The organism is uncultured Chryseobacterium sp. (assembly GCF_936933875.1).
In the GTDB taxonomy this organism is placed as follows: domain Bacteria; phylum Bacteroidota; class Bacteroidia; order Flavobacteriales; family Weeksellaceae; genus CAKZIK01.
In genome coordinates, this window is record NZ_CAKZIK010000079.1 from 13,242 (window position 1) to 36,583 (window position 23,342).

At 35.8% G+C, this 23,342-nt stretch carries 25 protein-coding genes; 15 read left to right on the forward strand and 10 right to left on the reverse strand.

All coding sequences use genetic code 11. The features are described from left to right. Position 1: 1 nt before the first annotated feature. From Q0252_RS11080 to Q0252_RS11100, 5 genes are all read left to right on the forward strand, one after another. Positions 2 to 1,009 carry a VWA domain-containing protein gene (locus Q0252_RS11080; RefSeq protein WP_297986268.1) on the forward strand — a complete coding sequence of 336 codons (1,008 nt, stop codon included), beginning with the start codon at positions 2 to 4 and terminating at the stop codon, positions 1,007 to 1,009. A gap of 95 nt (positions 1,010 to 1,104) precedes the next feature. Next, complete coding sequence (locus Q0252_RS11085) at positions 1,105 to 1,842, forward strand: tetratricopeptide repeat protein (protein ID WP_297986271.1); 738 nt, start codon at positions 1,105 to 1,107, stop codon at positions 1,840 to 1,842. After that, positions 1,842 to 3,587 carry a BatD family protein gene (locus Q0252_RS11090; protein WP_297986274.1) on the forward strand — a complete coding sequence of 582 codons (1,746 nt, stop codon included), beginning with the start codon at positions 1,842 to 1,844 and terminating at the stop codon, positions 3,585 to 3,587. The genes Q0252_RS11085 and Q0252_RS11090 overlap by 1 nt, the downstream gene beginning before the upstream one ends. Before the next feature lie 44 nt (positions 3,588 to 3,631). Further along, on the forward strand, positions 3,632 to 4,228 hold the full coding sequence (locus Q0252_RS11095) for a MarC family protein (protein ID WP_297986277.1): 597 nt from the start codon (positions 3,632 to 3,634) through the stop codon (positions 4,226 to 4,228). Positions 4,229 to 4,239: 11 nt separating this feature from the next. Then, the gene (locus Q0252_RS11100) at positions 4,240 to 4,434 is read left to right on the forward strand and encodes a hypothetical protein (protein WP_297986279.1); all 195 of its coding nucleotides are present in this window, start codon (positions 4,240 to 4,242) and stop codon (positions 4,432 to 4,434) included. A 1-nt stretch (position 4,435) separates the two neighbouring features. On the opposite strand, the gene Q0252_RS11105 is transcribed toward Q0252_RS11100, so the two are convergent. The 8 genes from Q0252_RS11105 to Q0252_RS11140 all read right to left on the reverse strand — a co-directional run bounded on the left by Q0252_RS11105 (position 4,436) and on the right by Q0252_RS11140 (position 12,698). Continuing rightward, the gene (locus Q0252_RS11105) at positions 4,436 to 5,416 is read right to left on the reverse strand and encodes a chorismate-binding protein (RefSeq protein WP_297986281.1); all 981 of its coding nucleotides are present in this window, start codon (positions 5,414 to 5,416) and stop codon (positions 4,436 to 4,438) included. Further along, complete coding sequence (locus Q0252_RS11110) at positions 5,416 to 5,850, reverse strand: hotdog fold thioesterase (protein WP_297986282.1); 435 nt, start codon at positions 5,848 to 5,850, stop codon at positions 5,416 to 5,418. The genes Q0252_RS11105 and Q0252_RS11110 overlap by 1 nt, the downstream gene beginning before the upstream one ends. Positions 5,851 to 5,884: 34 nt before the next feature. Next, a complete protein-coding gene (locus Q0252_RS11115) occupies positions 5,885 to 6,451 on the reverse strand; it encodes a 1-acyl-sn-glycerol-3-phosphate acyltransferase (RefSeq protein WP_297986285.1) in 567 nt (188 codons plus the stop codon). 346 nt (positions 6,452 to 6,797) lie between these two features. Further along, on the reverse strand, positions 6,798 to 8,519 hold the full coding sequence (locus tag Q0252_RS11120) for a PspC domain-containing protein (RefSeq protein ID WP_297986287.1): 1,722 nt from the start codon (positions 8,517 to 8,519) through the stop codon (positions 6,798 to 6,800). Between the two features lie 11 nt (positions 8,520 to 8,530). Further along, positions 8,531 to 8,860 (reverse strand): PadR family transcriptional regulator, encoded by a 330-nt coding sequence (locus Q0252_RS11125; protein ID WP_297986290.1) that lies wholly within the window; start codon positions 8,858 to 8,860, stop codon positions 8,531 to 8,533. 72 nt (positions 8,861 to 8,932) lie between these two features. Further along, positions 8,933 to 9,211, reverse strand: a complete 279-nt coding sequence (locus Q0252_RS11130) for a PspC domain-containing protein (protein ID WP_297986292.1) — start codon at positions 9,209 to 9,211, stop codon at positions 8,933 to 8,935. A 345-nt stretch (positions 9,212 to 9,556) separates the two neighbouring features. Continuing rightward, entirely contained in the window at positions 9,557 to 10,213 is a 657-nt protein-coding gene (locus Q0252_RS11135) for an ATP-binding cassette domain-containing protein (RefSeq protein WP_297986295.1), read from the reverse strand. A 340-nt stretch (positions 10,214 to 10,553) separates the two neighbouring features. Next, positions 10,554 to 12,698, reverse strand: a complete 2,145-nt coding sequence (locus Q0252_RS11140; protein WP_297986297.1) for a DNA mismatch repair protein MutS — start codon at positions 12,696 to 12,698, stop codon at positions 10,554 to 10,556. A 372-nt stretch (positions 12,699 to 13,070) separates the two neighbouring features. Between Q0252_RS11140 and Q0252_RS11145 the strand changes: the two genes are divergently transcribed. Beyond that, on the forward strand, positions 13,071 to 13,712 hold the full coding sequence (locus Q0252_RS11145; RefSeq protein ID WP_297986300.1) for a uracil-DNA glycosylase: 642 nt from the start codon (positions 13,071 to 13,073) through the stop codon (positions 13,710 to 13,712). Here the strand turns inward: Q0252_RS11145 and Q0252_RS11150 are convergent. Both Q0252_RS11150 and Q0252_RS11155 read right to left on the reverse strand, forming a co-directional pair. Continuing rightward, positions 13,699 to 14,367, reverse strand: a complete 669-nt coding sequence (locus Q0252_RS11150) for a hypothetical protein (protein ID WP_297986303.1) — start codon at positions 14,365 to 14,367, stop codon at positions 13,699 to 13,701. The genes Q0252_RS11145 and Q0252_RS11150 overlap by 14 nt on opposite strands. Before the next feature lie 5 nt (positions 14,368 to 14,372). Next, complete coding sequence (locus Q0252_RS11155) at positions 14,373 to 14,864, reverse strand: DUF456 domain-containing protein (RefSeq protein ID WP_297986306.1); 492 nt, start codon at positions 14,862 to 14,864, stop codon at positions 14,373 to 14,375. 69 nt (positions 14,865 to 14,933) lie between these two features. Here Q0252_RS11155 and Q0252_RS11160 point away from each other — a divergent pair, with 69 nt between their 5' ends. From Q0252_RS11160 to Q0252_RS11200, 9 genes are all read left to right on the forward strand, one after another. Beyond that, on the forward strand, positions 14,934 to 16,196 hold the full coding sequence (locus Q0252_RS11160) for a mechanosensitive ion channel domain-containing protein (RefSeq protein ID WP_297986308.1): 1,263 nt from the start codon (positions 14,934 to 14,936) through the stop codon (positions 16,194 to 16,196). A gap of 13 nt (positions 16,197 to 16,209) precedes the next feature. After that, positions 16,210 to 16,929 (forward strand): pyridoxine 5'-phosphate synthase, encoded by a 720-nt coding sequence (locus Q0252_RS11165; RefSeq protein WP_297986310.1) that lies wholly within the window; start codon positions 16,210 to 16,212, stop codon positions 16,927 to 16,929. Between the two features lie 99 nt (positions 16,930 to 17,028). After that, positions 17,029 to 17,817 carry an alpha/beta fold hydrolase gene (locus Q0252_RS11170; RefSeq protein WP_297986312.1) on the forward strand — a complete coding sequence of 263 codons (789 nt, stop codon included), beginning with the start codon at positions 17,029 to 17,031 and terminating at the stop codon, positions 17,815 to 17,817. A gap of 9 nt (positions 17,818 to 17,826) precedes the next feature. Next, positions 17,827 to 18,831 carry an NAD-dependent epimerase/dehydratase family protein gene (locus tag Q0252_RS11175; RefSeq protein ID WP_297986314.1) on the forward strand — a complete coding sequence of 335 codons (1,005 nt, stop codon included), beginning with the start codon at positions 17,827 to 17,829 and terminating at the stop codon, positions 18,829 to 18,831. A gap of 3 nt (positions 18,832 to 18,834) precedes the next feature. Beyond that, positions 18,835 to 20,598 (forward strand): long-chain fatty acid--CoA ligase, encoded by a 1,764-nt coding sequence (locus tag Q0252_RS11180; RefSeq protein WP_297986316.1) that lies wholly within the window; start codon positions 18,835 to 18,837, stop codon positions 20,596 to 20,598. A 165-nt stretch (positions 20,599 to 20,763) separates the two neighbouring features. Beyond that, positions 20,764 to 21,819: a diphosphomevalonate decarboxylase gene (locus Q0252_RS11185; protein ID WP_297986318.1), complete on the forward strand. Its 1,056-nt coding sequence runs from the start codon at positions 20,764 to 20,766 to the stop codon at positions 21,817 to 21,819. A 97-nt stretch (positions 21,820 to 21,916) separates the two neighbouring features. Continuing rightward, positions 21,917 to 22,237, forward strand: coding sequence for a GIY-YIG nuclease family protein (locus tag Q0252_RS11190; protein WP_297986319.1), 321 nt, complete (start codon positions 21,917 to 21,919; stop codon positions 22,235 to 22,237). A 131-nt stretch (positions 22,238 to 22,368) separates the two neighbouring features. Beyond that, positions 22,369 to 22,746 (forward strand): VOC family protein, encoded by a 378-nt coding sequence (locus tag Q0252_RS11195; RefSeq protein ID WP_297986321.1) that lies wholly within the window; start codon positions 22,369 to 22,371, stop codon positions 22,744 to 22,746. A gap of 3 nt (positions 22,747 to 22,749) precedes the next feature. Further along, the gene (locus Q0252_RS11200) at positions 22,750 to 23,298 is read left to right on the forward strand and encodes a DUF1543 domain-containing protein (protein ID WP_297986323.1); all 549 of its coding nucleotides are present in this window, start codon (positions 22,750 to 22,752) and stop codon (positions 23,296 to 23,298) included. The last annotated feature ends 44 nt before the right edge of the window (positions 23,299 to 23,342 follow it).

Below are 23,342 nucleotides of genomic sequence, written 5' to 3' on the forward strand. Positions count from 1 at the left end.
AATGAATTTTTACATAGGAAATTATTGGTATTTGTTGCTGTTGCTTGTTATTCCGGTGATTGGTTTTCTATTGATGAATTTCATTAAATGGAGAAATAGCCGAAGAAATATTTTTGCGGAAAGCAGATTTCAGGAACAACTTTTCGAGAAATCAGGAAAGTTTTCTAAAATTTTTCCGTTGCTATATCTTATTGGTTTTCTGTTTCTTGTGTTGGCAATGCTCAATTTTTTAGGAGGAAAAGAAGAAGTGAAAACGGAGCAGAAACTCAATAATGTTATTTTTTTGATGGACGTTTCCAATTCGATGAATGCAGAAGACATCGCTCCAAGCCGTTTAACTGAAGCCAAAAACGTTATCGTTGGAACTTTAGGAAAAATGAAAAGCGACAGAGTAGGTGTTGTAGTTTTTGCAGGTGAAGCTGCGAGTATTATGCCTTTAACAACGGATTACACTGCTGCGGAAACTTATATCAGTGGCGTTGAAAGTTCTGTGGTAAAAATTCAGGGAACGGATTTTTTGAAGGCGATGGAAGTGGCGGTTCAGAAATTTAAAAACGTACCGAAAGGTTCAAGACAGGTTGTTTTAATCAGTGATGGAGAAGATAATGAAGGAAATGAAAAATCTGCCATTAATTTAGCCAATAAAGAAGGAATTGCTATTACTTCCGTAGGAATCGGTTCGGAAGAAGGAGCGCCGGTTCCGGAATACATTTATGGACAGTTAATGGGCTATAAAACCGACTTAACCGGACAAACGGTAATTACCAAAAGACAGGTAAATGCCTTACAAAATATGGCTTCTTCAACCGGTGGAAATTATGTGGATGGAAACAATTTGGATGCAGCTACAAGTCAGATAATCAGTAGTTTATCAAAAAATAAAGGTTCATCTTCAATGATGGTAGAATCGCAGAATTCCGTCCATTACTATCAATATTTTTTGGCAGTTTCTTTGCTTATGTTTATACTGATTTATCTGCTGAATCCGAAACGGGATTTCAATATTTAAGCCTATAAATCAATATTTTAAAGAAAAATTTTTAACCGAAATTTAACAGTTTTATATCTAGATGTTAACATTAAATAGGATATTTTTGCACTGACATGATGAAAAAGCTTTACATACTGATGTTTGCCATATTTCTTGGGTTGAATTTTATTTCTGCTCAGGAAAATTACAATACCCTCGTTTACGAAGGCAACCGTCAGTTCGAAAAGAAAAACTATGAAGCGTCGTCTTCAAAATATATGGCTGCAGTAAAACTGAATGACAAAGATTTTACAGCACATTATAATTTAGCCAATTCCCTTTACAAAAGAGAAAAATACGAAGAAGCTCAGGCTGAATATCAAAAAGCTCAGGCTCTTGCTCAAACTTTACCGGATAAATCTGCTGCCCTTTATAATTTGGGAAATACTTACATGCAGACCAATAATCACGAAAAGGCTGCAGAATTCTACAAGCAGGCTTTGAAGCAGGACCCTTACAACGAAACCATCCGCAAAAATTATGAAATTGCCAAGCTGAAAGAAAAAGAACAGCAAAATCAGCAGAATCAGAAAAATAACGGTGGCGGTGGCGGCGGAAAAGATAAGCAGGAATCCAAAGACGGAAAAGGTGAAAAGCAAAATGGAGGACAAGGCGGAAATGAAAAAGGTGAAGGTGGCGAAAACGGCAACAATCCGGACCAAAATAAAAACGAAAACAACGGAAGCAATATTCCTAAAGACCAACAGAACGCAATTTTAAACCGTGTAGAAAACAAGGAGCGCGAAACCGCCCGCAAGATTTTAAATAAAAATTCTTACTCGATGCCGCAAAGCAATGAGAAGGATTGGTGATGCAGTACAAAATAACTTCCATATTATTCTTTTTAATCTCTGTAATTACTTACGGACAGGTAAATCTCGCTGCAGATACTGATAAAAAAGAAGTGAATGGAAAAGATTTAATTAATCTTACGGTAATTCTTGAAATTAACGGACCGGAACTGATTCAGGAGAGTTCGCTTAAACTTCCTGACCTTTCCAAATTCAATATTGTTGGAAGTGCTTCCGAAAGAAATACTTTGCTCGACCCAAAAACCAATGTTGCCATTAATCAGTTGGTATATGAAATTGTTTTGGAACCGAAACAGAGCGGTAAAATTAAAATCGGTTCTGCATTGGTGCAGGTGAACGGAAAAATGTACAAATCCGAACCTTTTGATGTTTTTGTGAATGACGCGATTATCGCCGACAAAAACGTTGGGAAAACTTACGAAGACGTTTATCTGAACATGGAACTTCAGGACACTGAAGTTTATAAAAATCAGCCAACGATTGCGGTTCTTCGTGCTTACAGCAAGGATTTTAATAATCTGAGAAAAGTAGGAAATGTAGAATTTCCGAAACAGGACAATGTAAAAATTCGTCCGGTAAGTCTTGAAAAATCAGAAATAGAACAGAACGGAAAATCCAAAGTTTCATCGCAGGTGATTGCGGTAGTGATGATTTTTCCGAAAGAATCAGGTAAGATTGCGATAAAACCAGCTTCTGTTTCTTACAAAGATTCCGGAACGAAAATCGAAAAAATTTCTTCGAATAAAACGAGTCTTCATGTTAAAAATTTACCATCAGGTTCTCCGGTGAATTTCAAAAACGCCGTGGGAAATTATCATCTTACAATTGAAGCGCCAATTAAAAACGCAAGATTGGAAGTAAATAAACCTATTGATGTTTTGGTAAAAGTCACTGGTGAAGGGAACCTTACTGAAGCTTTATTGCCGAAAATTTTGGAATCTGCAAGCTATACTTTGTATAAACCTAATTTTTCAGAACATGTTAAAAACGGCAGCAAAGGTTTGAAGGGTGTTGTAGATGCACATTACATCATCGTTCCGAAAAAACCTGGAGATGTTTTAATCCGTACGGAACCTTTTGCTTATTTCGACCCTGCGAAGCAGAAATACATCAATTTGGGTACTCAAACTTTAGCTTTGAATGTGATGACTCCGGAGCAGATTTCTGAAGCAAAAACCGCTTTGGAAAAAGTGAACGAATACACCAACAATGTTTTAGAAACGGTAAACACTCCAATTCTTCAAACCGAAAACCTTAAAGTAGAGCCTGCAACCCACAAAATAAGCTGGAAAACTTTAGTTTCCAATTATTCTGTTATTCTTGCGTTTATGGGACTTTTGGCGATAGGTTATACCTTCTACAGCAAAACTAAAGAGAAGAAATTGCAGCCGGCTCTTAAACAATTGGGTTCTGTATCAGAAACGGAAGCAAAAATTCGTGAGAAGATGATTGCTGAACAGCAAATGGATTTCAGTCAGTTAAATTCACTTCTTGATAACGAAAAATATTCCGCATTTTTTGATGAATTCGAAACGGTAAATAAAGCTGTAGAAAACAATATCAAACAAAAATTTGGTACTTCTGTTACCAATTATATTGCTAATTCCAAAGGCACTTCCGCGTCAGAAAACTACCGCAGATTGCTACAGCAAATGAATATGGAGAAATATGCTCCTGTTCATTCTAAAGAGCAGCTTTCTGAAATTTTGGACGGTTTCCAAACCATTTGGAAAGACCTTGTGTAATTCTCAGAAAAAAGTTATATTTTTGAGAAATTAACAATTTCATTATGTTCGATTTATTTTCCTGGAAAGAAACGCTCACCACATCGATGGTTTTATTTGCAGTAATCGATATTGTAGGTTCCATCCCTATTATTGTAAGTTTGAAGCAAAAATTCGGAAAAATTGAAGCCGAACGTGCAACTATTGTTGCATGTTTATTGATGATTGCCTTTCTTTTTATCGGAGATAAAATCCTGAAATTTATTGGAGTTGATGTAAATTCTTTTGCGATTGCTGGTGCTTTCGTGATTTTTGTTATCGCTGTGGAAATGATTTTGGGCATCGAAATTCATAAAAATACAGAAGCCAAATCCGCATCTATTGTTCCAATTGCATTTCCATTAATTGCAGGAGCCGGAACATTGACGACCACGCTTTCTTTACGTGCGGAATATCATGATATCAACATTATTGTGGGGATTATCATCAACACAATTTTCGTATATTTGGTGCTGAAATCTGCGAACTGGCTCGAACGCAAAATGGGCGATGGAACCTTGCAGGTTTTACAGAAGGTTTTCGGAATTATTTTGTTGGCAATTTCAATAAAGCTGTTTACAGCGAACTTTGCGCAGTTGTTCCAAAACTATGTTGACTTTTAAATCTAAAAAAAATGCAGAAATTTTATAAAATATTTTTCGTCCTGTTCATCATCTTCATCGGCGTAACCCTTTACGGAATCGATTGGGAACTTGGCTTTATGCATGAAGAAAACTCCAAATTTATTTTCTCTATTGCTGCAGCGGTTTTAGGAATTATTTTGGTGTTGGTTTTTAGCACTTGGTCTAAACTTTCGCAAAAGAAATAATTTAAAAAACAAGGCTGTTCAAAATCGCCTGGGATTTCAATTCAGTTTCACGCCATTCCTTTTCCGGATTACTTTGTGAAGTAATTCCGCCTCCAACGTGGATTAAAGCAACATTTTTCAGAAATTCTGCACAACGGAGATTAACAAAATAGAGAATTTCTTTTGCAGTTTCCACTTTTATATAACCCGCATAAAAACTCCGTGGATGTTGTTCGAAACGTTCAATGGCTTTTTTGCAGAAATCTTTCGGAATACCGCAAACTGCAGGTGTTGGATGTAAAACTGAAATGAGTTTTTCAAGTTCTTCAGGATTTATTTTTGCTTTGAAATTTGTCCTTAAATGTTTGATGTTTCCGGAAATGTGGTCGTAGGTTTCACTTTGATGAACATTGTCGGAATATTCGGATAAAATATTGAAAATATAATCTGAAACCGGCTTCTGTTCCTCTATTTCTTTTGAAGTCCAGTCTTCGTTGATAGGCAAAGTTCCAGCAAGACTCATCGTCTCAAATTCATTGGTTTCCTTGTTGAATTTTCCTAAAATCTCAGAAAAAGCACCCATCCAACAGATTCCGTTTTCTATAAAAAGATAAGCAAAAGCGTTTGGGTAATTTTCGCAGAGTTTTAAAAAAGATTGTGAAAGATTGATGTTTTCAGATTCATTTAAATCTTGATAATCCAACAGTTTAATCCTTGAATAAACCAATTTTGAAAGTTGATTTTCCTTGATGAAATCAATCACTTTTTCAAGTTTTTCCAGATAATTTTCTTGGTTTTCTGTATTGAATTCTTTTAGAATATTTGGGATTTCCGAAGTAAAATGTTGATTGTTCAGAAATTCTTCCTTTGAAATTACATTTAAATTTCCTTTAAAATTCAATGTTTCGGATTGGTCAAATGAAACAAACGAAACAAAATTCCGGTCAGGATTTTCATCCACCGTCATGATGTTTTCACCAAAAGGAAATCTGAAAAAAAGCATTATGAAATTTTGGAAAGCGGAACGATGTTGTTCGTCATTGTGGTGTGATTGATGAGTTTTCCTCTTTCGTCACGAATTTCAATCTGAGAAACGTGCATCGTATTTCCTTTACGGATAAAAGTGGCAGTTCCGGTAACGATTCCGCTGCTTTTCGCTCGTAAATGATTGGAATTGATATTGGTTCCAACCGGCGCAAATTTCGTCGTATCAACATGAAGAACAGAAAGGCAGGAACCCAAAGTTTCCGCCAAAGCTACACTTGCACCGCCGTGAAGAATCCCGAAAGGTTGATGAACTTTTGGCGTAACCGGCATTGTTGCCTGCAACATTTCATCATCAACGTCAGTAAAAATAATATCGATGGTGTGCCCCAAAGTTTCGGTTCCCCAATTATTCAGATGGTCGAGAATTTCTTTTTTTCTGCTTTCTTCCATGTTCAGTTCAAAGTTTAATGTTCAAAAGTTGGGGTTAGTAAATTTTAGGATTCCAGTTTGCGGGAACTTTTGGTGTGATGTCTTGGTAATATTCTTCCAGCTCATCCATAATGCTTTCAAAAGAACGCGTTTCCAAATCGTGAACAGAAATCTGTTTACCAAGATAAATAATTTTCTTTTTAAAATCTCCAGCAGCAATGACGATAGGAACTTTTGCGGTTAAAGCCATGTGATAAAAACCTTTTCTCCATTTCGGAACCCAACTTCTTGTTCCTTCCGGCGTAATCACCAAACTGAAATCATCTTTTTTGAATTCTTCTGCCACGAAATTAACCAAATCGTTTTTCTGAGAACGGTCAATTCCAATTCCGCCTAAAGCCTTTACAACAAAGCCATACCAAGCTTTGGTATGTTGGTCTTTAATAATAATTTTTAGTTTTTTACCCAAAGACCAATATGCAAAATTGCCCAAAAGATATTCGTCGTTTGCAGTGTGTGGAGCTACTACAAGAATGCAGCGATCCAGATTATCAACGTCGCCTTGTAAGACCACTTTCCAGCCCATAATCCACAGCATGAATTTTCCTATCAGTTTTTTCATTTATTTAATTTTGCAAAAATAATACGGCTTTAATACCATAAAAAAAGTATAACCAACACGCGTGGTTATACTTTACAAATATATTGAAATATTATTGCTCTTAAAATAAACTGCTAATGAAATCAATGATTTTCATTGCGATTTCTAAAATGAACTGTACCATGATTTTGTGTTTTTAGTGTTAAGTTTAGTTTTTAAAATTTAACTGAACGAATTTATGAAAAATTTTAATCTTTCAAAACGAAATCAGTGTTAATTTTTATTTAAAATTTCAATCTTGAAGAGAGGAAGCAAAAAGCGTTTTTCATTTTAATAAATTCCTTCCGCTTTGCTCGACCACTCTCGATTATTTATTAGATTTTATTGAAATCTCTTTTTTTCCGTTTTTGATGCTGATATTGACATCTTTCAGGTTACCCAAGTTCAGTTTCATCGAATCCATCATTTTTTCGGCAACTTCTTTCGGATATTTCTTGTTATTGATTATCACGCTGTCTTTGTCATTGGAATCGTAAGTAATTGTTGATCCATTGATGGTTATTTTATTTTTCTCTACTTTAATTGCAGCTGTATCACTACTGTTTTCATCTTCGTCTTCATCTGCAATTCCGTTTCCGTTTAAATCACCTCTTAAAGTCATTTTGTCTTTTCTTACTTCAAAAACTTTTGTGTTTTGAGGAATTACCAGTTCATAATTTACATTGTAATCTCTGAAACGGTGATTGTAAGGATACTGTACGAAATTCGGGAATAATACTTTGTTGCCTACAATTTCCACAGGAACTTTCAAATCAATCGGAACATTATAACCTTCAGCTTCTTTCTTTACAATAAGATAAGGAGTTTTTGCATCAGCTTTTCTTGTTACTTCCACGAAAGGATAATCGTCTTCGAATACTGATTTTTTATCAGAGAAAATATCATTGTCATACGCTGTGAAATTCTGAGGAATCACCACATCTTTTACATCAAGGAAAATACTGTCCGATTCTGTATTGATGGCGATATTTTCCACATCTTCTTTATGACCTTTGTAAATCATTTCTTTTTGCGCCATGCTAATTCCGAAATACGTTCCCAATGCGATGATTGCTAAAAAAATTCCACCTAAAACATATCCAAGATTTCTGATTTGCGTTTTTGGAGAAAGCAGTTTAATCGCCAATAAACCGAAAAGCAACGCAGGAATTAAAGTTCCAAGGGTAATTAACGCCTTCAAAACCCAGCTCATTTCACCGTCGAAAAGGAAATCAATTTCATTAATTCCTGAAAAATGTGGGTTTCCAACCATTCCAAAAACTGCGAATAATCCTACAATTGACATTACCGACATGAAAGCAAACAATGCCCCAAAAACATATCTTACCACATTCCATAATCCGTTTCCGGCTTTGTTAATATAAGGTTTATTTTCTGTGTAAATTTCTCCAACTCTTTGTGTTGAGTCGTTGGCAAACTGTACGATTTTGTTGCTTTGTTCTTTCAGATTGTCAAAATTGGCGGGCTTTCCCTCCATTTTCAAAAAATCTGAAGCAGTTTCAGCTTTTGGCAATACAATCCAAAGGATGATGTAAAGCAATATAAGGAACGAGGTTGAAATTGCGAACGTAAAGAAGATATCCAAAACGATAACCGCTACCAAAATTCCTCTGATTAAAGTAACATCCAAACCTGTGTAGTGAGACAAACCTGCACAAACTCCGGCAATTTTTGCTCTTGAAGGGTCACGGAACAGTTGTTTTTGTCCTGAAAATCCTTTTGAAGTTTTTTGCTGTTTTTTTGCTGTTTTTTCAGAGAAATAAGCTTCTTCCTGTTCTTCAATAACTTCAGGTTTTCCGATTTGAGAGATAACGCGTTCTACGTCGCTATCGTTAATTACCTCACGTTTTCCTAAAGAATCCTTGAAAATTTCAACCATACGGATTTCGATGTCGTGCATTACTTCATCAGCTTCCGCGCTGTCCAGCGAATTTCTAAGCGCTGCAAGATAGTCGCTGAGTTTTATATATGCGTGCTCCTCAATCGTGAAAGAGAAACCTGCGAGTCCTATTGAGAGTGTCTTGTTCATAGTTTGGGTTTTTATAGTTTTTTTGTGATTTGGTTTACAGAATCTGTGAGTTCATTCCAGGTGTTTTGCAGTTCTCCGAGGAAAATTTTTCCTTTTTCGGTAATCTGATAATACTTTCGTGGTGGTCCTCCTGTAGATTCTTCCCAACGGTAGGAGAGAAATTCACCATTTTTCAGTCTTGTCAAAAGTGGATAAAGCGTGCCTTCCACCACATCCAGTTTTCCTTTTTTCAGCTCGTCCATCAGGTCAGAGACGTACATTTCCCGTTCGCTGATGAGGCTCAAAATACAGAATTCCAGAATTCCTTTGCGCATTTGCGCTTTTGTGTTTTCTGTGTTCATTAATATCGAGTTATTAGTTGATTAACAAATTTGTTCAATTCTTTATTTATTCGGTCTCCCATCTGCCAAGAGCTAGCGTTCCAGTTCGCATTCAAAAACACTGCTGCTCTTCGGTAAGATGAGCCATAAAGCAAAATAAACGCTCACGACAAATAAAGTAGAAATTCCTGCGGAAAATATTCCAAAGAAAGCGAGCAAAAACCAAATGGTTCTGATCAGCGAAACTTTGATGTTGAAGTATTTCCCTATTCCTGCACAAACTCCTGAGATTCTTTTATTAGCAATGTCGCGCGACAATTTTGCCTTCATGTTGGCATAATACTGATTTTTTTGTTGTTGGTAAGTTTTCATTTCGTGATGTTTTTGTGATTTCTATTGCAAAGATATGTATAAAGTTTGGTAATATGCAATACAAAGTAGTGAAATAATTTTGATTTTATGTTTAAAGTTTTGATAATCAGCATTATAAATTTTAATTGTAAAAAGTGATTTTTTTTAGATATCCTTAAATTGAGCAAATAAATACGAATTTTGTGTGTTGATTTTAGAATAATAAATTCATTTTATCCTGACATTAGACACTCTGAAAAATGTTACCGCAGGAATTTTAATGACGACGATTCACGCCGCGAAAACACCGCAGAAAACAGTTGGCCTATCTTCGTAATTACCCTATCCGAAGACTTTAGCCAAAACCTATGATCTCAAATATTTATAAAACTTAAGTTCTTCTGGATTAGAAATTGGTTTAATTGAAGTTTCAGACAAAAGGTAAATCCTGTCGCTTATTTCCATTACATCGTTATAAAGATGATCAGAAATGATGAATCCCTTTTCCAAAGTTTTTTCTTTGAGCAGTTTTTTGATTTCCTCAACAACCTTTGGCGACAGGCTATGGAAAGGTTCATCGAGCATCACAAATTCATTTTCAGAAAAAATCAGGAGCAGAATTTCAATGATTCTTTGTTCACCGCCCGAAAGTTCAAGGGGTTTCGAGTTGAGAAACGGTTTTACGAAAGGATGATTTTCAAGAACAAAACTGTTTTCCGTATTACAAAAAAGAGAAATCAGAATTTTAATTTTAATATTCCGAGGAAGAAAAGAATTTTGCGGGAGATAACCCAACCGTCTTTTTCGGTCAAACTGGTTCTGCATTACTTTATTTCCAATTCGGACAAAACTGCTTTCCGCCTTTATCAAACCGAACGCGATTTTGAAAATTGTGGATTTACCGGTGCCGTTTCTCCCCAACAAACCTACGATTTCTCCTTTTTCGCATGAAAGATAAACATCCTGCAGAATGGTTTCGGAACCGAACGATTTCCTGATGCTGTCAATCTGAAGTTTACTCATAAAAAACCGCTTAAAATTTTGAAAAAAACCGCAATTATTACTGTAAAAATCCAAAGAAATTTTCTTGAAAATCCAAAGTTTCCGTAAAATACATATTCATCGGGAAACCTGACTTCATAAATGAAATACTGCATCAAAGGCAGAATAAAGAGAACGGAAAACCCAAAAACTGAAGGATTGAAAACACCCAAAGCAAACGCCAGCATTACAGAAAATAGCAATGTTGGAATAACCAGTTTTCGGTAGAAAATCCAGAGTATTTTTAGTTGTTTTATCACTTGAGTTTTCGGTTATTGTGTTGAGCTTCGCCGAATCGCTGATTTCAAGACAAAAAAAACATTTAAATCCTCTCTAACTCATTCCCATCAATCTGCGTCTTGAACAATCCATAATTCACCGTTACTTTTCCGCTTTTATGCAAACTTTCAATGGTTCCGACTGATGTTGAACCCGAAATTCTTACGCGCTGTCCGACTTTCATCCACAAAGCGCGGTCTTTCTGCTTTTTCTCTTCCAGTTTTTCGTTGGTTTCGGCAATTTTTTCTTTTACTTCAACTTTTTTCAGTTGCTGCGTAATTTTGCGTTTCACCACTTGTAAACGTTTGCTTTCGTCTTTATCAGCGCCGATTTTTCTGTATTTTTCCTGCTCCAAAATTTTCACGAAATCTTTCACGACATCTTTACGGGATTTTCCCTTGATGTAAGAATCGATGAAGGTTTCAATCTTATTTCCGAACTGCAGTTTGCGGTGTTCTTCTTCGTATAATTTCTGAAAGTTGAAAAGCTTTTGTTCCAGCTGTTCATTCAGTTTTTGGAGATTGTCACGCTTGTCTTCAACGGATTCTTTGGTTTCGGCAAGATTGGATTTCAGCTTTTCAACCTCAAATTTTTCCTGCTGAAGCTTTACAATGGTTTTGTCCAGATTTACAACATCCTTTTCGACTTTTTCCCTTGCATTTTTAATGATAAATCTTGGGATTTTATTTTTCTCGGCAACTTCGAAAGTAAACGAACTTCCGGCTTGTCCAACTTCCAGTTTGTACAATGGCTCCAACGAATTTTCATCAAACAACATTGCTGCATTTTCAGCATTTGGAAGCTGTTCTACAACTAGTTTGATGTTTGTGTAATGCGTTGTAATAATCGCAAAAGATTTCTTTCCGTAGAAAAATTCTAGGAAGCTTTCTGCTAAAGCACCACCCAATTCCGGGTCAGAACCGGTTCCGAATTCGTCAATGAGCAAAAGCGTTTCGCCATCGGCTTCACGAATAATTCCGGACATTTTTTTGAGTCGGGAAGAATAAGTGGAAAGATGATTTTCAATGGACTGATTATCGCCGATATCGGTCATTATTTTTTCAAAGAAAAACATTTCGGATTTCGGATGAACAGGAACTAAAATCCCGCTCTGGATCATCAGTTGAAGCAATCCAACGGTTTTCAAAGTTATCGATTTTCCTCCTGCATTTGGTCCGGAAATACAGATAATTCTGTTATGTTCCGTCAAGGTTAAAGTTTGTGGAAAAATTTTCTTGTTTTCCGCCTGATTTTGAAGCCACAGCAAAGGATGATATGCATCTTTCAGCCTCAAAGTTTTATGACGGTTGATTTTGGGTAAAATACCATTGATTTTTTCTGCAAATTTGGCTTTGGCTCTCGTTAAATCTAAACTGAAAATATATTCCTGATAATCGGTGAGTTGCGGCTGAAATTCTGCAATTTCCGCCGTAAGTTTTCTTAAGATTTTATCAATTTCCTTTTTTTCTTCTTCCTGATTTTCTTTCAGTTTGAAGTAATGTTTCACGACAGATTCCGGCTGAATGTACGTAATAGAACCGGTTTTGGATATTCCTAAAGTTCTTCCCGGAACTCTTTTTTTGAAGCCCGATTTTACAGCCAAAACACGTTGGTCTTCTATAATTGTTTCGCGGATATCCTCCAGCAAATCTGCGTAAGTATTCAAAGAACGGTTAAAATTTTCGTCAATCGCTTTTTTAGCGTGTTGAATTTCAGTTCTTAACGTTTTTAAAATTGGTGAAGCTTCGCTTTTTACTTCTGCAAAGCGGTTGAAAACTTTGTCGATTTTCTCGGTAATTTCTTTGCGGAATTCCAAATCTTTTACTTCATCCAAAAGCATTGGAAACGTTTCCGAAAGGGTAGGAAAGAACTTTTGCAATCTTCCGATCTGTTCCGTAATGGTTTTTATTTTGATGAAGCCTTTGTTTTCGAGCCTGAAATTTTCAATCAGCATCAGTTTCAGCTCACTTTCAATATCTTCATATTCATCAAAAGGAATGGCGTTTGAACTCTCGAAACTCGTTAAAAATTCCGATGTTTTTTTCAATGAAAGTTCTGCTTCGTCAATTTCCATTGGACGAAGGTTCATCAATTTTTCTGCTGTCTTTGGCGAGTATGCGTAAGGAGCAATTTCCGAAAGCAAAATCGGGAATTCTAGCTCGTCTAAATCTTCTTGTTGTATGTGCACTGTGCAAAAATAAGGATTTTGAAAATGTTTTGATTTTAAAATTTGGAAATGATTTTACAGAATATAGCAAGTAGTTTGGCGAAAGTTCGAAATACCTGCTGTTTTCCTCGGGAACTTCAAGAGATACTGTGGTATTCCACTTTTCGCAGGCTCAAAAACCAAATTGTTGGATAATATTTTTTATATCCAAGCAAATAAATTGATGTAAATCCAAGCGCTTTGGCTTTTTTAAACTTTCATTATTTGCTTCATTTTGTTGTTTTAATACCTGTTTTAAAATTTCAAAAACTCTTGCATGACCTTTTTAGTGTTTATTTCTCATCACAAAAAATTAAATTTTATACTATTTTTGAATTTAAAATTTGCTTTAATATGACCTGGACAGAAGTTCTTGCACCGATTAAAAATTCAGATTATTTTACCAACCTTTGGGAAAAATTAAAGCTAGAGTATACTACAACTAAAATTTTTCCACCAAAAAATCAGATATTTCGTGCGCTAGAACTAACGCCTTTTGATGACATTAAAGTCGTAATAATTGGCCAGGATCCATATCATAATGATTTTCAGGCAAATGGATTGTGTTTTTCAGTTTCGGAAAGTGTTACAGCGCCGCCTTCTCTCAAAAATATTTTTAATGAATTGAAAGATGATGTGGGAATTGAAAGAACTTCAAAAGAGTTGGATGATTGGGCGCAACAGGGAGTTCTGTTGCTCAATGCGACATTAACTGTTCGTGCTCATGCTCCGAATTCTCACAAAGATTTGGGTTGGGAAAAGTTTACGGATTTCATCATCAAAGAAATTTCGGACAAAAGAGAAAATGTCGTTTTCGTTTTGTGGGGTGCTTTCGCGCAAAAAAAAGCTTCATTGATAGATTCAACGAAGCATTATATTATTCAGTCTGCTCATCCATCACCTTTTTCGGTATATCGTGGATTTTATGGAAGCAAACCGTTTTCGAAAATTAATGACTTTCTGAAATCAAAAAATAAAGAAGCTATTTCGTGGTAGTACCACTGTTAAAGGTTTTGTTATCCTCTTCTGTGGCTTTTTTGAAAATAAGACCAATTTTATAATTTCCCTGCATCGTTTTCTGGTTCTGACTTTGAGTTGGGTAAGGAGAAACTTCAGCTAATATTACAGCAACTCCGTCGAAAACTATGGTTTTATGGAACCCTCTTGAAGCATTTTCCTGGGTAGATATAGTAAAAGTTCTAGGCCTTGTGGCAACTCCCATCAATTCAATTTCAGCTGAAGCAACGCCTTCCCAGATACAGTTGACATCTTTCGGACATCTGCTGTCTTCTGTAATTTTTTTGAAAGTGACATTCATTTTTTGTTCTTTCAAGAAAATATTTTGTCCTTCCTTTAAATAGATTGTTCCGGATGTCGTTTTTGGAGAACTTGTCTCAGTTTTTGTTTGATTACCGGAAGCTGTAGCTTTTGGTGATGAAGCAGTAGTAGATGCAGTTTTTGTACCGACTGAACTTGTTGTAGAAGCTGTTACATTGCTGTTTGATGATGAATTGGCGGTTGCTGAATTATTTTCAGTTTTAGTGGAAGTAACCACTTCTTTTGATAAAGTGTCTTCGTCTTTTTTCTGTTGGCTATTGCACATCGCCAAAGTCATTAATCCTAATGACAAAATAATAATCCTGTGTAACATTTTGATTATCTTTTAAATATATCAATCAACACCACCAAAATCATTGCCAAACCTACCATAAAGTTGAATCCTGTTCCGTAGAGAAATCCTATTAATGCACCTTTTGTAGAGTTCCAGGCTTTCTTTTTGTCTTCTCTGTCGTGCAATAGTTCACCAATAAAAACGCCTGCAAACATCCCAATTAAGAACCCGAAAGGAACAGGAATAAAGAGCATTCCGGCAATTGTTCCGATTATGGAACCAATACTTCCCCAACGAGTTCCCCCATATTTTCTGTTGGTTTTGGCTGGAATTACATAATTTAAAACAACCGAAACGATGGTTAAAATCACAAAAATCCAAACATAAATCATCGACATTGGTGCATCTGTCCCGAATTTATAGATAAGAACTCCAGCTAAACTTAATATTAATCCCGGAAGAACGGGCAGAAAAGTTCCCACAAGTCCTAAAATGAGTAAAATGATGCTTAAAAGCTCGATTAAACCGTAATCCATACTTAATAATTTTTGTTAAAAATAAGCATTAATCCTTATAAAACAAACAGATTTCTTATTTTTGCTAGAATGAAAGATGAGCTGAACGATACAACAGATTTTCTACAAAATACTAGTGATTCCATCCACTATTTTGTTAAAGAAAATTTTCCCGACGGATGGATTCTGTTTGGACAAATTGCTTTGAAATTTTTGTTTTTAGCAGGGCTTATTTATTTAGTGGATTTTGTTGTAAAGATTTTTATTAATGGTATTTTTCGAGTTTTTTTTAATAAAGACAGATATCCCGTTCTTAAATCAATTTATAAATCAAGAATTACAAATTCACTCTCCCATTTATTAGCATTGCTGTTCGGCAGTTTTGCACTAACTTCTATTTTTTATCGTCACAAACAAAGTTTTGCTTTTTTAGAAAGAATGGTTGGTTTAGCCATAGTTCTTGTTGTTGCCGGAATGTTGTACAGAGCATTAAATGCCTTCAGAAATTATTTCATCATCAAACAGGATTTCTACAAAATTTTGGCGCTGAATGCCGTTTCGCAAACTGTGAAAATTTTTGGAATTTTCGTGTCTTCGGTTATTGCCATTTGCGTGATTTTTGGAATCAGCGGAAGTGCTGTGGTAGGAAGTTTAGGAGCGATTACAGCGGTTTTGGTTCTCGTTTTCAGGGATACTATTTTAGGATTTGTTACAGGACTTCACGTAGCGACTTCAAAAAATTTGAAAGTAGGAGACTGGATTGGAATTCCGAAGTATAATATTGAAGGTACGATCATGGATATCAATCTGTTAACCACTAAAATTCAGAATTTCGACAAAACAATTTCCACGATTCCAACTTATGATTTATTGACGACGGAAATCAAAAATATTCAGGTAATGTCCGAAAGTAATACGAGAAGGATCAAGCGTTCGATTATTTTCAATATTAATTCCTTTAAATTCCTAAACATGGAAATGATGGACAAACTGGCGAAAATCAATCTGATTAAAGATTATATAGAAGAAAAAAAACAGGAAATTACGAATGAACGTGCAACAATCGACAATCCTGAATTGTTAATTAACGGAAGACAGTTAACCAACATCGGTGTTTTTAGAGAATACGTTTTAAATTACCTTCAAAACAACGAACACATCGAAAAAGATGGAACTTTATTGGTTCGTCAGCTCGAAAATACACCGCAAGGAATGCCTTTGGAAATCTATTGTTTTACCAACGACTCAGTTTGGGCGAACTACGAAGATATCCAGGCCGATATTTTCGACCATTTATTGGTGGCTTCAAGGGAATTTGAACTTGAAATTATGCAGACCAATTTTAAACTTTAAATTGTAAGAAAAAATGACAAAACTTAGCGTCAATATCAATAAAATTGCAACCATCCGAAACGCAAGAGGTGGTGAATTGCCAAGTGTAACAGAAGCTGCTATAAAGTTGCAGGAATTCGGAGCGCAGGGAATTACCATTCATCCAAGACCGGACCAAAGACACATCACGCGTAAAGATGTGTACGATTTGAAACCATTGGTTCATACCGAATTTAATATTGAAGGAAATCCGCACCGTCCTTTTGTGGATATGGTTCTGGAAGTAAAACCGGAACAGGTAACTTTGGTTCCGGATGCAGATAATGCAATTACTTCAAACGCAGGTTGGGACTGCAAAACGCATTTGGGATTTCTGAAAAATATTATTGCTGAATTTAAAAGTGCAGGAATCAGAACGTCGATTTTTTTGGACCCCAATCCGGAAATGGTAAAATACGCCGCAGAAACGGGAACCGACAGAATTGAACTGTACACGGAAGCCTACGCAAAAAATTACGAACAGGACAAAGAAGCAGCGATAAAACAGTATTACGAAACCGCTCTTGAAGCCACAAAATACAATTTGGGAATCAATGCAGGACACGATTTGAGTTTGGATAATCTGAAATATTTTGCAGACCATATTCCTAATTTATTGGAAGTTTCCATTGGTCACGCCCTAATTTCAGAGGCTTTGTATCTTGGTCTCGAAAATACGGTTCAAGCTTATTTGAAGAGATTAGCAAAATGGTAAAGAAATGAATAGGAAACGGGCTTTAGCCCGTTTGTTTTTTTAACGGATTTATAGGTGGCTTTAGCCAAAATTTAATATTTTTGAGAAATTAATTTTTAGATGCAGATTTTACATTCAAAAATTTACGGAGAAGAGAAATCCGGAACGCCGCTTTTGGTGTTTCATGGCCTTTTCGGAATGCTTGATAATTGGGCAAGTTTTGGGAAAGAATTCGGCGAATATTTTCCGACGCACCTTATCGATTTGAGAAATCACGGTAAAAGTTTTCATTCCGAGGAAATGACGCACGACGATTTAGCGCACGATATTTCACATTATATGGAACATCACGGCATCGAAAAATCCAATCTTCTCGGACATTCTTTGGGTGGAAAAGCGGTAATGCAATTCGCTATTAAATATCCTCCAAAAGTGGAAAAACTGATTGTTGTTGATATTGCTCCGAAAGCGTATCCTCCACATCATCAGGGAATTATAAAAGCGCTAGAATCTGTTGATTTTGAGAAGATTTCTACAAGGCAGGAAGTGGAAGAAATCCTGAAACAGTATATTCCGGAAACTTCTGTGATTCAGTTTTTGGCGAAAAATCTTTACTGGACAGACGATAAAAAACTAGCGTGGAGATTTAATCTAAAAACACTTTCAGAAAAGTACGAACAGTTTGTTTCCAATGCCATAAAATATGGTGTTTTCAGTGGGGAAACTTTGTTTATCGCCGGTGAAAAATCCAATTATATTTTACCGCAGGACGAGTTTCAGATTAAGCAACAGTTTCCGCACGCTTCCATCATCAAAATAAAAAATGCAGGACATTGGGTTCAGGCAGAAAATCCTAAAGATTTCAACGAAGCGGTAAAAGATTTTATCCTGAATATCGAAATCTACTAATATTTCAGCATGATTTTAGTAACCGGCGCAACAGGAATTCTCGGAAGAGTTATCGTTTTGGAACTGCTGAAACGCGGGAAAAATGTTCGTGCAACGAAACGAAATTCTAGCAAACTTGAAGAGGTAAAACATTCCTTTAAATTTTACACAGAAAATCCTGAAAAATGGTTCAGCAAGATTGAATGGGTTGATGTTGATTTCGAAGACATTCATTCACTACAAAATGCGTTGATTGGTATTGAAGAAGTCTATCACTGTGCTGCAAAAGTCAGCTTTCATCCGAAAGACAAAAGAGAAATGTACCACACGAATATTGATGGGACTAAAAATTTGTTGTACGCGTGCGAAAATTCTTCAGTAAAAAAGTTTCTGTTCGTAAGTTCCATCGCGGTTTTGGATGGATTGAATGAAACTGGAGTGATGGATGAAGATTCGGATTTTAATTCAAAACTCGACCATTCTGCGTATGCAAAATCAAAACATTTTGCGGAAATGGAAGTTTGGCGCGCTTCTGCTGAAGGATTAAATACTGTTATTGTGAATCCCGGAATGATTATCGGAAGCGGCAACTGGAACGAAAGCAGCGGAACCATTTTCAAAAATTTTGAAAAATCCAGTTATACTTTTTGTGGCGGAACTGGTTACGTAGATGTTCGGGATGTTGCGAAGATTTCAGTGGATTTAATGGAAAAAAATGTTTTCGGACAGCGGTTTGTGTTGGTTTCAGAAAATAAAAAATATCAGGAACTCGCGACAATAGTTCGGGCCAGTTTTAAACAACCTGCTCCAAAAGTACATTCTGTAGGAGTTTTAAACTTTGCAAGAATACTGAATATGATTTTCGGAAGTTTTGTACCGATACTGAAAATGGCTAATAGAGTGAATATTGATGCGGTTTGTAACGCATTTCCATATTCTAATGAAAAAATAAAAAAAGAATTGAATTTCAGTTTTATTCCGGTATTGGAGAGCATTGATTTTCATCTTAAAAACTATACTCAAGATAAAAACTAAACCATGAACGTTGTTGAATTTCTAAATGTAAATGCTGAAAAATATCCTTTGAAACCTGCCATCGGTTTCCGGAAAAATAATGAATGGAAGGAAATCAACTGGAAAACTTTCAGAACTGTTGTTTTTAAAACAGCCAATGCGCTGAAAAATATTGGAATTGAACCGAATGACAAAGTCGCTGTTTACGCAGATAATTCTGCAGAATGGATTACGTTTGATTTGGCGATTTTGGCTTTAGGGGCGATTTCCGTACCGATTTATTCTACCAATAATATGGAACAAACGGAATACATCATCAATCATTCCGAATCAAAAGCAATTTTGGTTGGAGACCAAGACCAATACAATGCGGTGGTTGAAATTATGGACAGAAACCTTTTTCTGAAACATATTATCGCAGCGAAAAAGAAAATTTTCATCAATAAAGACAGAAGCGTTTTCTTCGAAGATTTTATAGAAAAACAAAGCGAGAGTTTTGATATTTTCCCTAAAAATGATGAAGATTTGGCGACAGTCATTTACACTTCTGGAACCACCGGAATTCCAAAAGGTGTAATGTTAACACAGGGAAATTTCAGAATGTGTTTTGATGCCCATTTCGATTTCTTCAAATTCAAAAACTTTGAAAACGAACATTCTTTGGCGTTTTTACCATTGAGTCATGTTTTCGAAAGAAGCTGGACTCTATTGTGCCTTAACGCAGGTGCGAAAGTGTCTTTCCTGGATGATACCAAATTAATCGCTGCAGCTTTACCTCAGGTAAAACCCACAACGATGTGCGCGGTTCCGAGATTTTGGCAAAAGATTTACGCCGGAGTTTTAGATAATGTGAAAAACAGTTCTTCATCAAAGCAGAAAATCTTCAACTGGGCCATAAAAATCGGGGAAGAAATTGCTGAATTGAAAAGAAAAAATCAACCCATTCCTTTTGGACTAAACGCAAAATATTCTATTGCTAACGGATTGGTTTTCAGTAAAATAAAAAATAAATTGGGCGGAAAATTGTGGTTTATGCCTTGTGGTGGAGCTTCCATTTCGCCTGAAGTGACGAAGTTTTTTGATGCGATGGGAATCCATATCACTTGTGGTTATGGTTTAACTGAAACTACAGCGACATTGACGGCTTTTCCGTTCTACAATTACCAGCACGGAACTGCAGGACTTCCTTTGCCCGGAACCGAAATTAAAATCGGCGAAAACGATGAAATCTTGGCAAAAGGAAACGGAATTATGACCGGCTATTACAAAAATGCCGAAGAAACCGCCAAAGTTTTCACGGAAGACGGTTGGTTTAAAACAGGCGATGCAGGAAAATTTGATGAGAACGGAAATTTGGTGATTACGGACAGAATTAAGGATTTAATGAAGACTTCCAACGGAAAATACATTGCTCCTCAGATGATAGAAAATCATTTGTCCAACAACAACTACATTAACCAAATTATGGTGGTGGCGGAAGGAAAACCTTTTGTTTCTGCTGTAGTAGTGCCGAATTTCGAGGTTTTAAAAGAAGAACTTGAAAATATTAATGTTTCGTTTACAAATTGGAAGGAAGTGGTAAATAACCCTAAAGTTCATGATTTCTACAAAGAAAAAATCGAAACTTTTCAGCATCATTTAAACGGTTTTGAAAAAGTGAAAAAATTCACGCTTCTTCCGGCAGAATTTGAAATTGCATCAGGAGAAATTACACCAACTTTAAAAATCAAACGAAATATTGTTCTGAAGAAATACGAAGAACATATTGAGAAAATGTATCAACATTAATGTAGAGACGCGATTCATCGCGTGTTACGAATTTTAGAGTGCGAAGTTAGAAGGACCAAAAACCAATGAAAATCCAAGATTTTCAACTTTTGATAACTTTAAATTAGCATTATTGTCAACTTAATAATTAGAAAATCTTTTGTGCCTTTTGTGGTTTTAAAAAATATGGAAGAACAATTTTTAGGAAATAAAGAATACAGCATATCCAACCAACTCGTTTCTGCAAGTTGCCCAAGCAATATAGCGCTGATTAAATACTGGGGAAAATACGAAAACCAAATTCCCGCAAATCCGAGTATATCTTATACTTTGAATCACTGCAAAACCAATACTGCAATGGAATTTTTTGCAGATGAGCCATTTGCAGTTCAAACTTTTTTGGCCGGGAATGAAGAAGTAAAATTCGCTGAAAAAATAGAAAAGTATTTCAAAAATATCGAACAGTATCTTCCTTGGATTTTAAAAGGAAAATATATCATCAAAACAGAAAATACTTTTCCACACAGTTCGGGTATTGCAAGTTCGGCTTCCGGTTTTGGTGCTATTGCAAAATGTCTGATGAATCTGGATGAGCAGTTTTCCGGGAAATCTGATGAAAATTTCAGATTGAAGAAAGCAAGTTTCCTTTCGCGTTTAGGAAGTGGTTCTGCGTGCAGAAGTCTGTACAACGGTTTGGTTGTTTGGGGAAAAACCGAGGTTGTTCAGGAAAGCTCAGATTTGTATGCAGTACCTTATTCTAACGAAGAAATTCATCCGATTTTCAGAGATTTTAATGATTGGGTTTTATTGATTCATGAAGGACAAAAGTCCGTAAGTTCTACAGTTGGTCATGGTTTGATGAACACAAATCCTTACGCCGAAAGACGTTTCAAGGAAGCGCACGAGAATTTTGAAACGCTTCGTGACATCCTTAAATCTGGAGATATGAAAGGTTTTATCAAATTGGTGGAACACGAAGCCTTAACGCTTCACGCGATGATGATGATGAGCGAACCTGCCTTTATTTTGATGAAAACCGGAACAATGGAAGTCATCAACAAAATCTGGAAATTCCGTGAGGAAACCGGTTTGGCCTTGTTCTTCACTTTAGATGCGGGAGCAAATGTTCACCTGTTATTTCCAAACGATAAAGACACCGAAAAAATTACAGATTTTATTACTTCTGAATTGCTGCAGCATACGCAAAATGGAGGAGTGGTGAAGGATGAGATGAGGTTTTAGGATAGTCAGTTTGTCAATAGAGAGTGGTCCATTTTTTTTCGAAATAATAAACACCTAGGTTGTCATTCCGTAGGAATCTAAACATTTGTAAAATAGAATGATTGAATATACAGAAGGAATCTATAGTTTTTACGTTTATATTCTTACCAACAAGAGTAAAAAAGTTTTATATACTGGTGTTACAAATAATCTTCAACAAAGGTTAAAGCAGCATGTTGAAAAGTTTAACCCGGAAAGTTTTACTTCAAAATATAATGTCCATTTTTTGATTTACTACGAGAAATTTGGATGGATTCAGGAGGCAATTCAGCGGGAAAAAGAAATTAAAAATCTTTCTCGAATAAAGAAATTAAATTTGATTAGAGATTTTAATCCTAATATGGAATTTTTAAATAATCTTTTTGAAGATGCTGTTTAACATAGAAATAAAACTATACAGTTTGTCATTCCGAAGGAATCTCAACGAATTTTTTGATAAAACAATTGCAACTTTTGATTTAGATTCCTACGGAATGACAAAGTCTCTGTTGATTTTTAATATTTGAAATAATGCAAATCCACCACATCGCCATTATCTGCTCCAAATATGAGGTTTCCAAAAAATTCTACACTGAAGTTTTGGGACTGAATATTTTGCGTGAAGTTTATCGTGAAGAAAGACAATCTTACAAACTCGATTTGGCGATTGGCGAACATTATATAATTGAATTATTTTCTTTTCCAAATCCTCCGGAAAGACCATCACGACCGGAAAGTTGTGGTTTGAGGCATTTGGCTTTCTCAATAGATAATGTTGAAGAAAAAAGAAATGAACTCATCTCAAAAGGCTTGGATTGCGAAGAAATTCGCATTGACGAATTCACGGATAAAAAATTCTTTTTCACTTCCGACCCGGATGATTTACCACTGGAATTTTACGAACTTTAAACCATGAAATTATTTTACATCATTCTCGGCTGCACACCAAAAGGCCGAAACATCGAACAGCACGACGTTTTTTTCGGTATTGCAGAAACGCTGAAAGATTTGGTTCCTGCGATGAAAAACTTCTGGCCCGAAGCGGAAGGGAAAATTCATATCGACTGTTATCAGGAAGTGAAATTTGCCGATGGTTACGAGGTAAAGATTGTTGAAAAGAAATCGGAAGCAAACGAAAATCAACTGTTTTTCATCAATTTAGGAGGCTATAAACCCGGATTTTTTGAAGAATTTCATGAGCAGCATTTGATGGTGGGAAAATCAATGGGAGACGTGGTAAAACGTGTGAAAAAAACCGAATTTTACAAAACAATGGGCTTCAAAAACGCTGTAAGCCATATCGATGATAAACACGGTGTTGATATTGACGATATTTTTGCGATAAGTGATATTTTGCCGGAAGAAATGAAGAAAAAATATTCTATTATTTTGGAGAAATCTAAAATGGAAAATCAACAAAACCCGATGGAAATTGGCTATTTAAAAATCGATAAAATTTAGAAATGAAAAATCCGCTTTTACTTTCGCTCAAAATGACAAAGAAC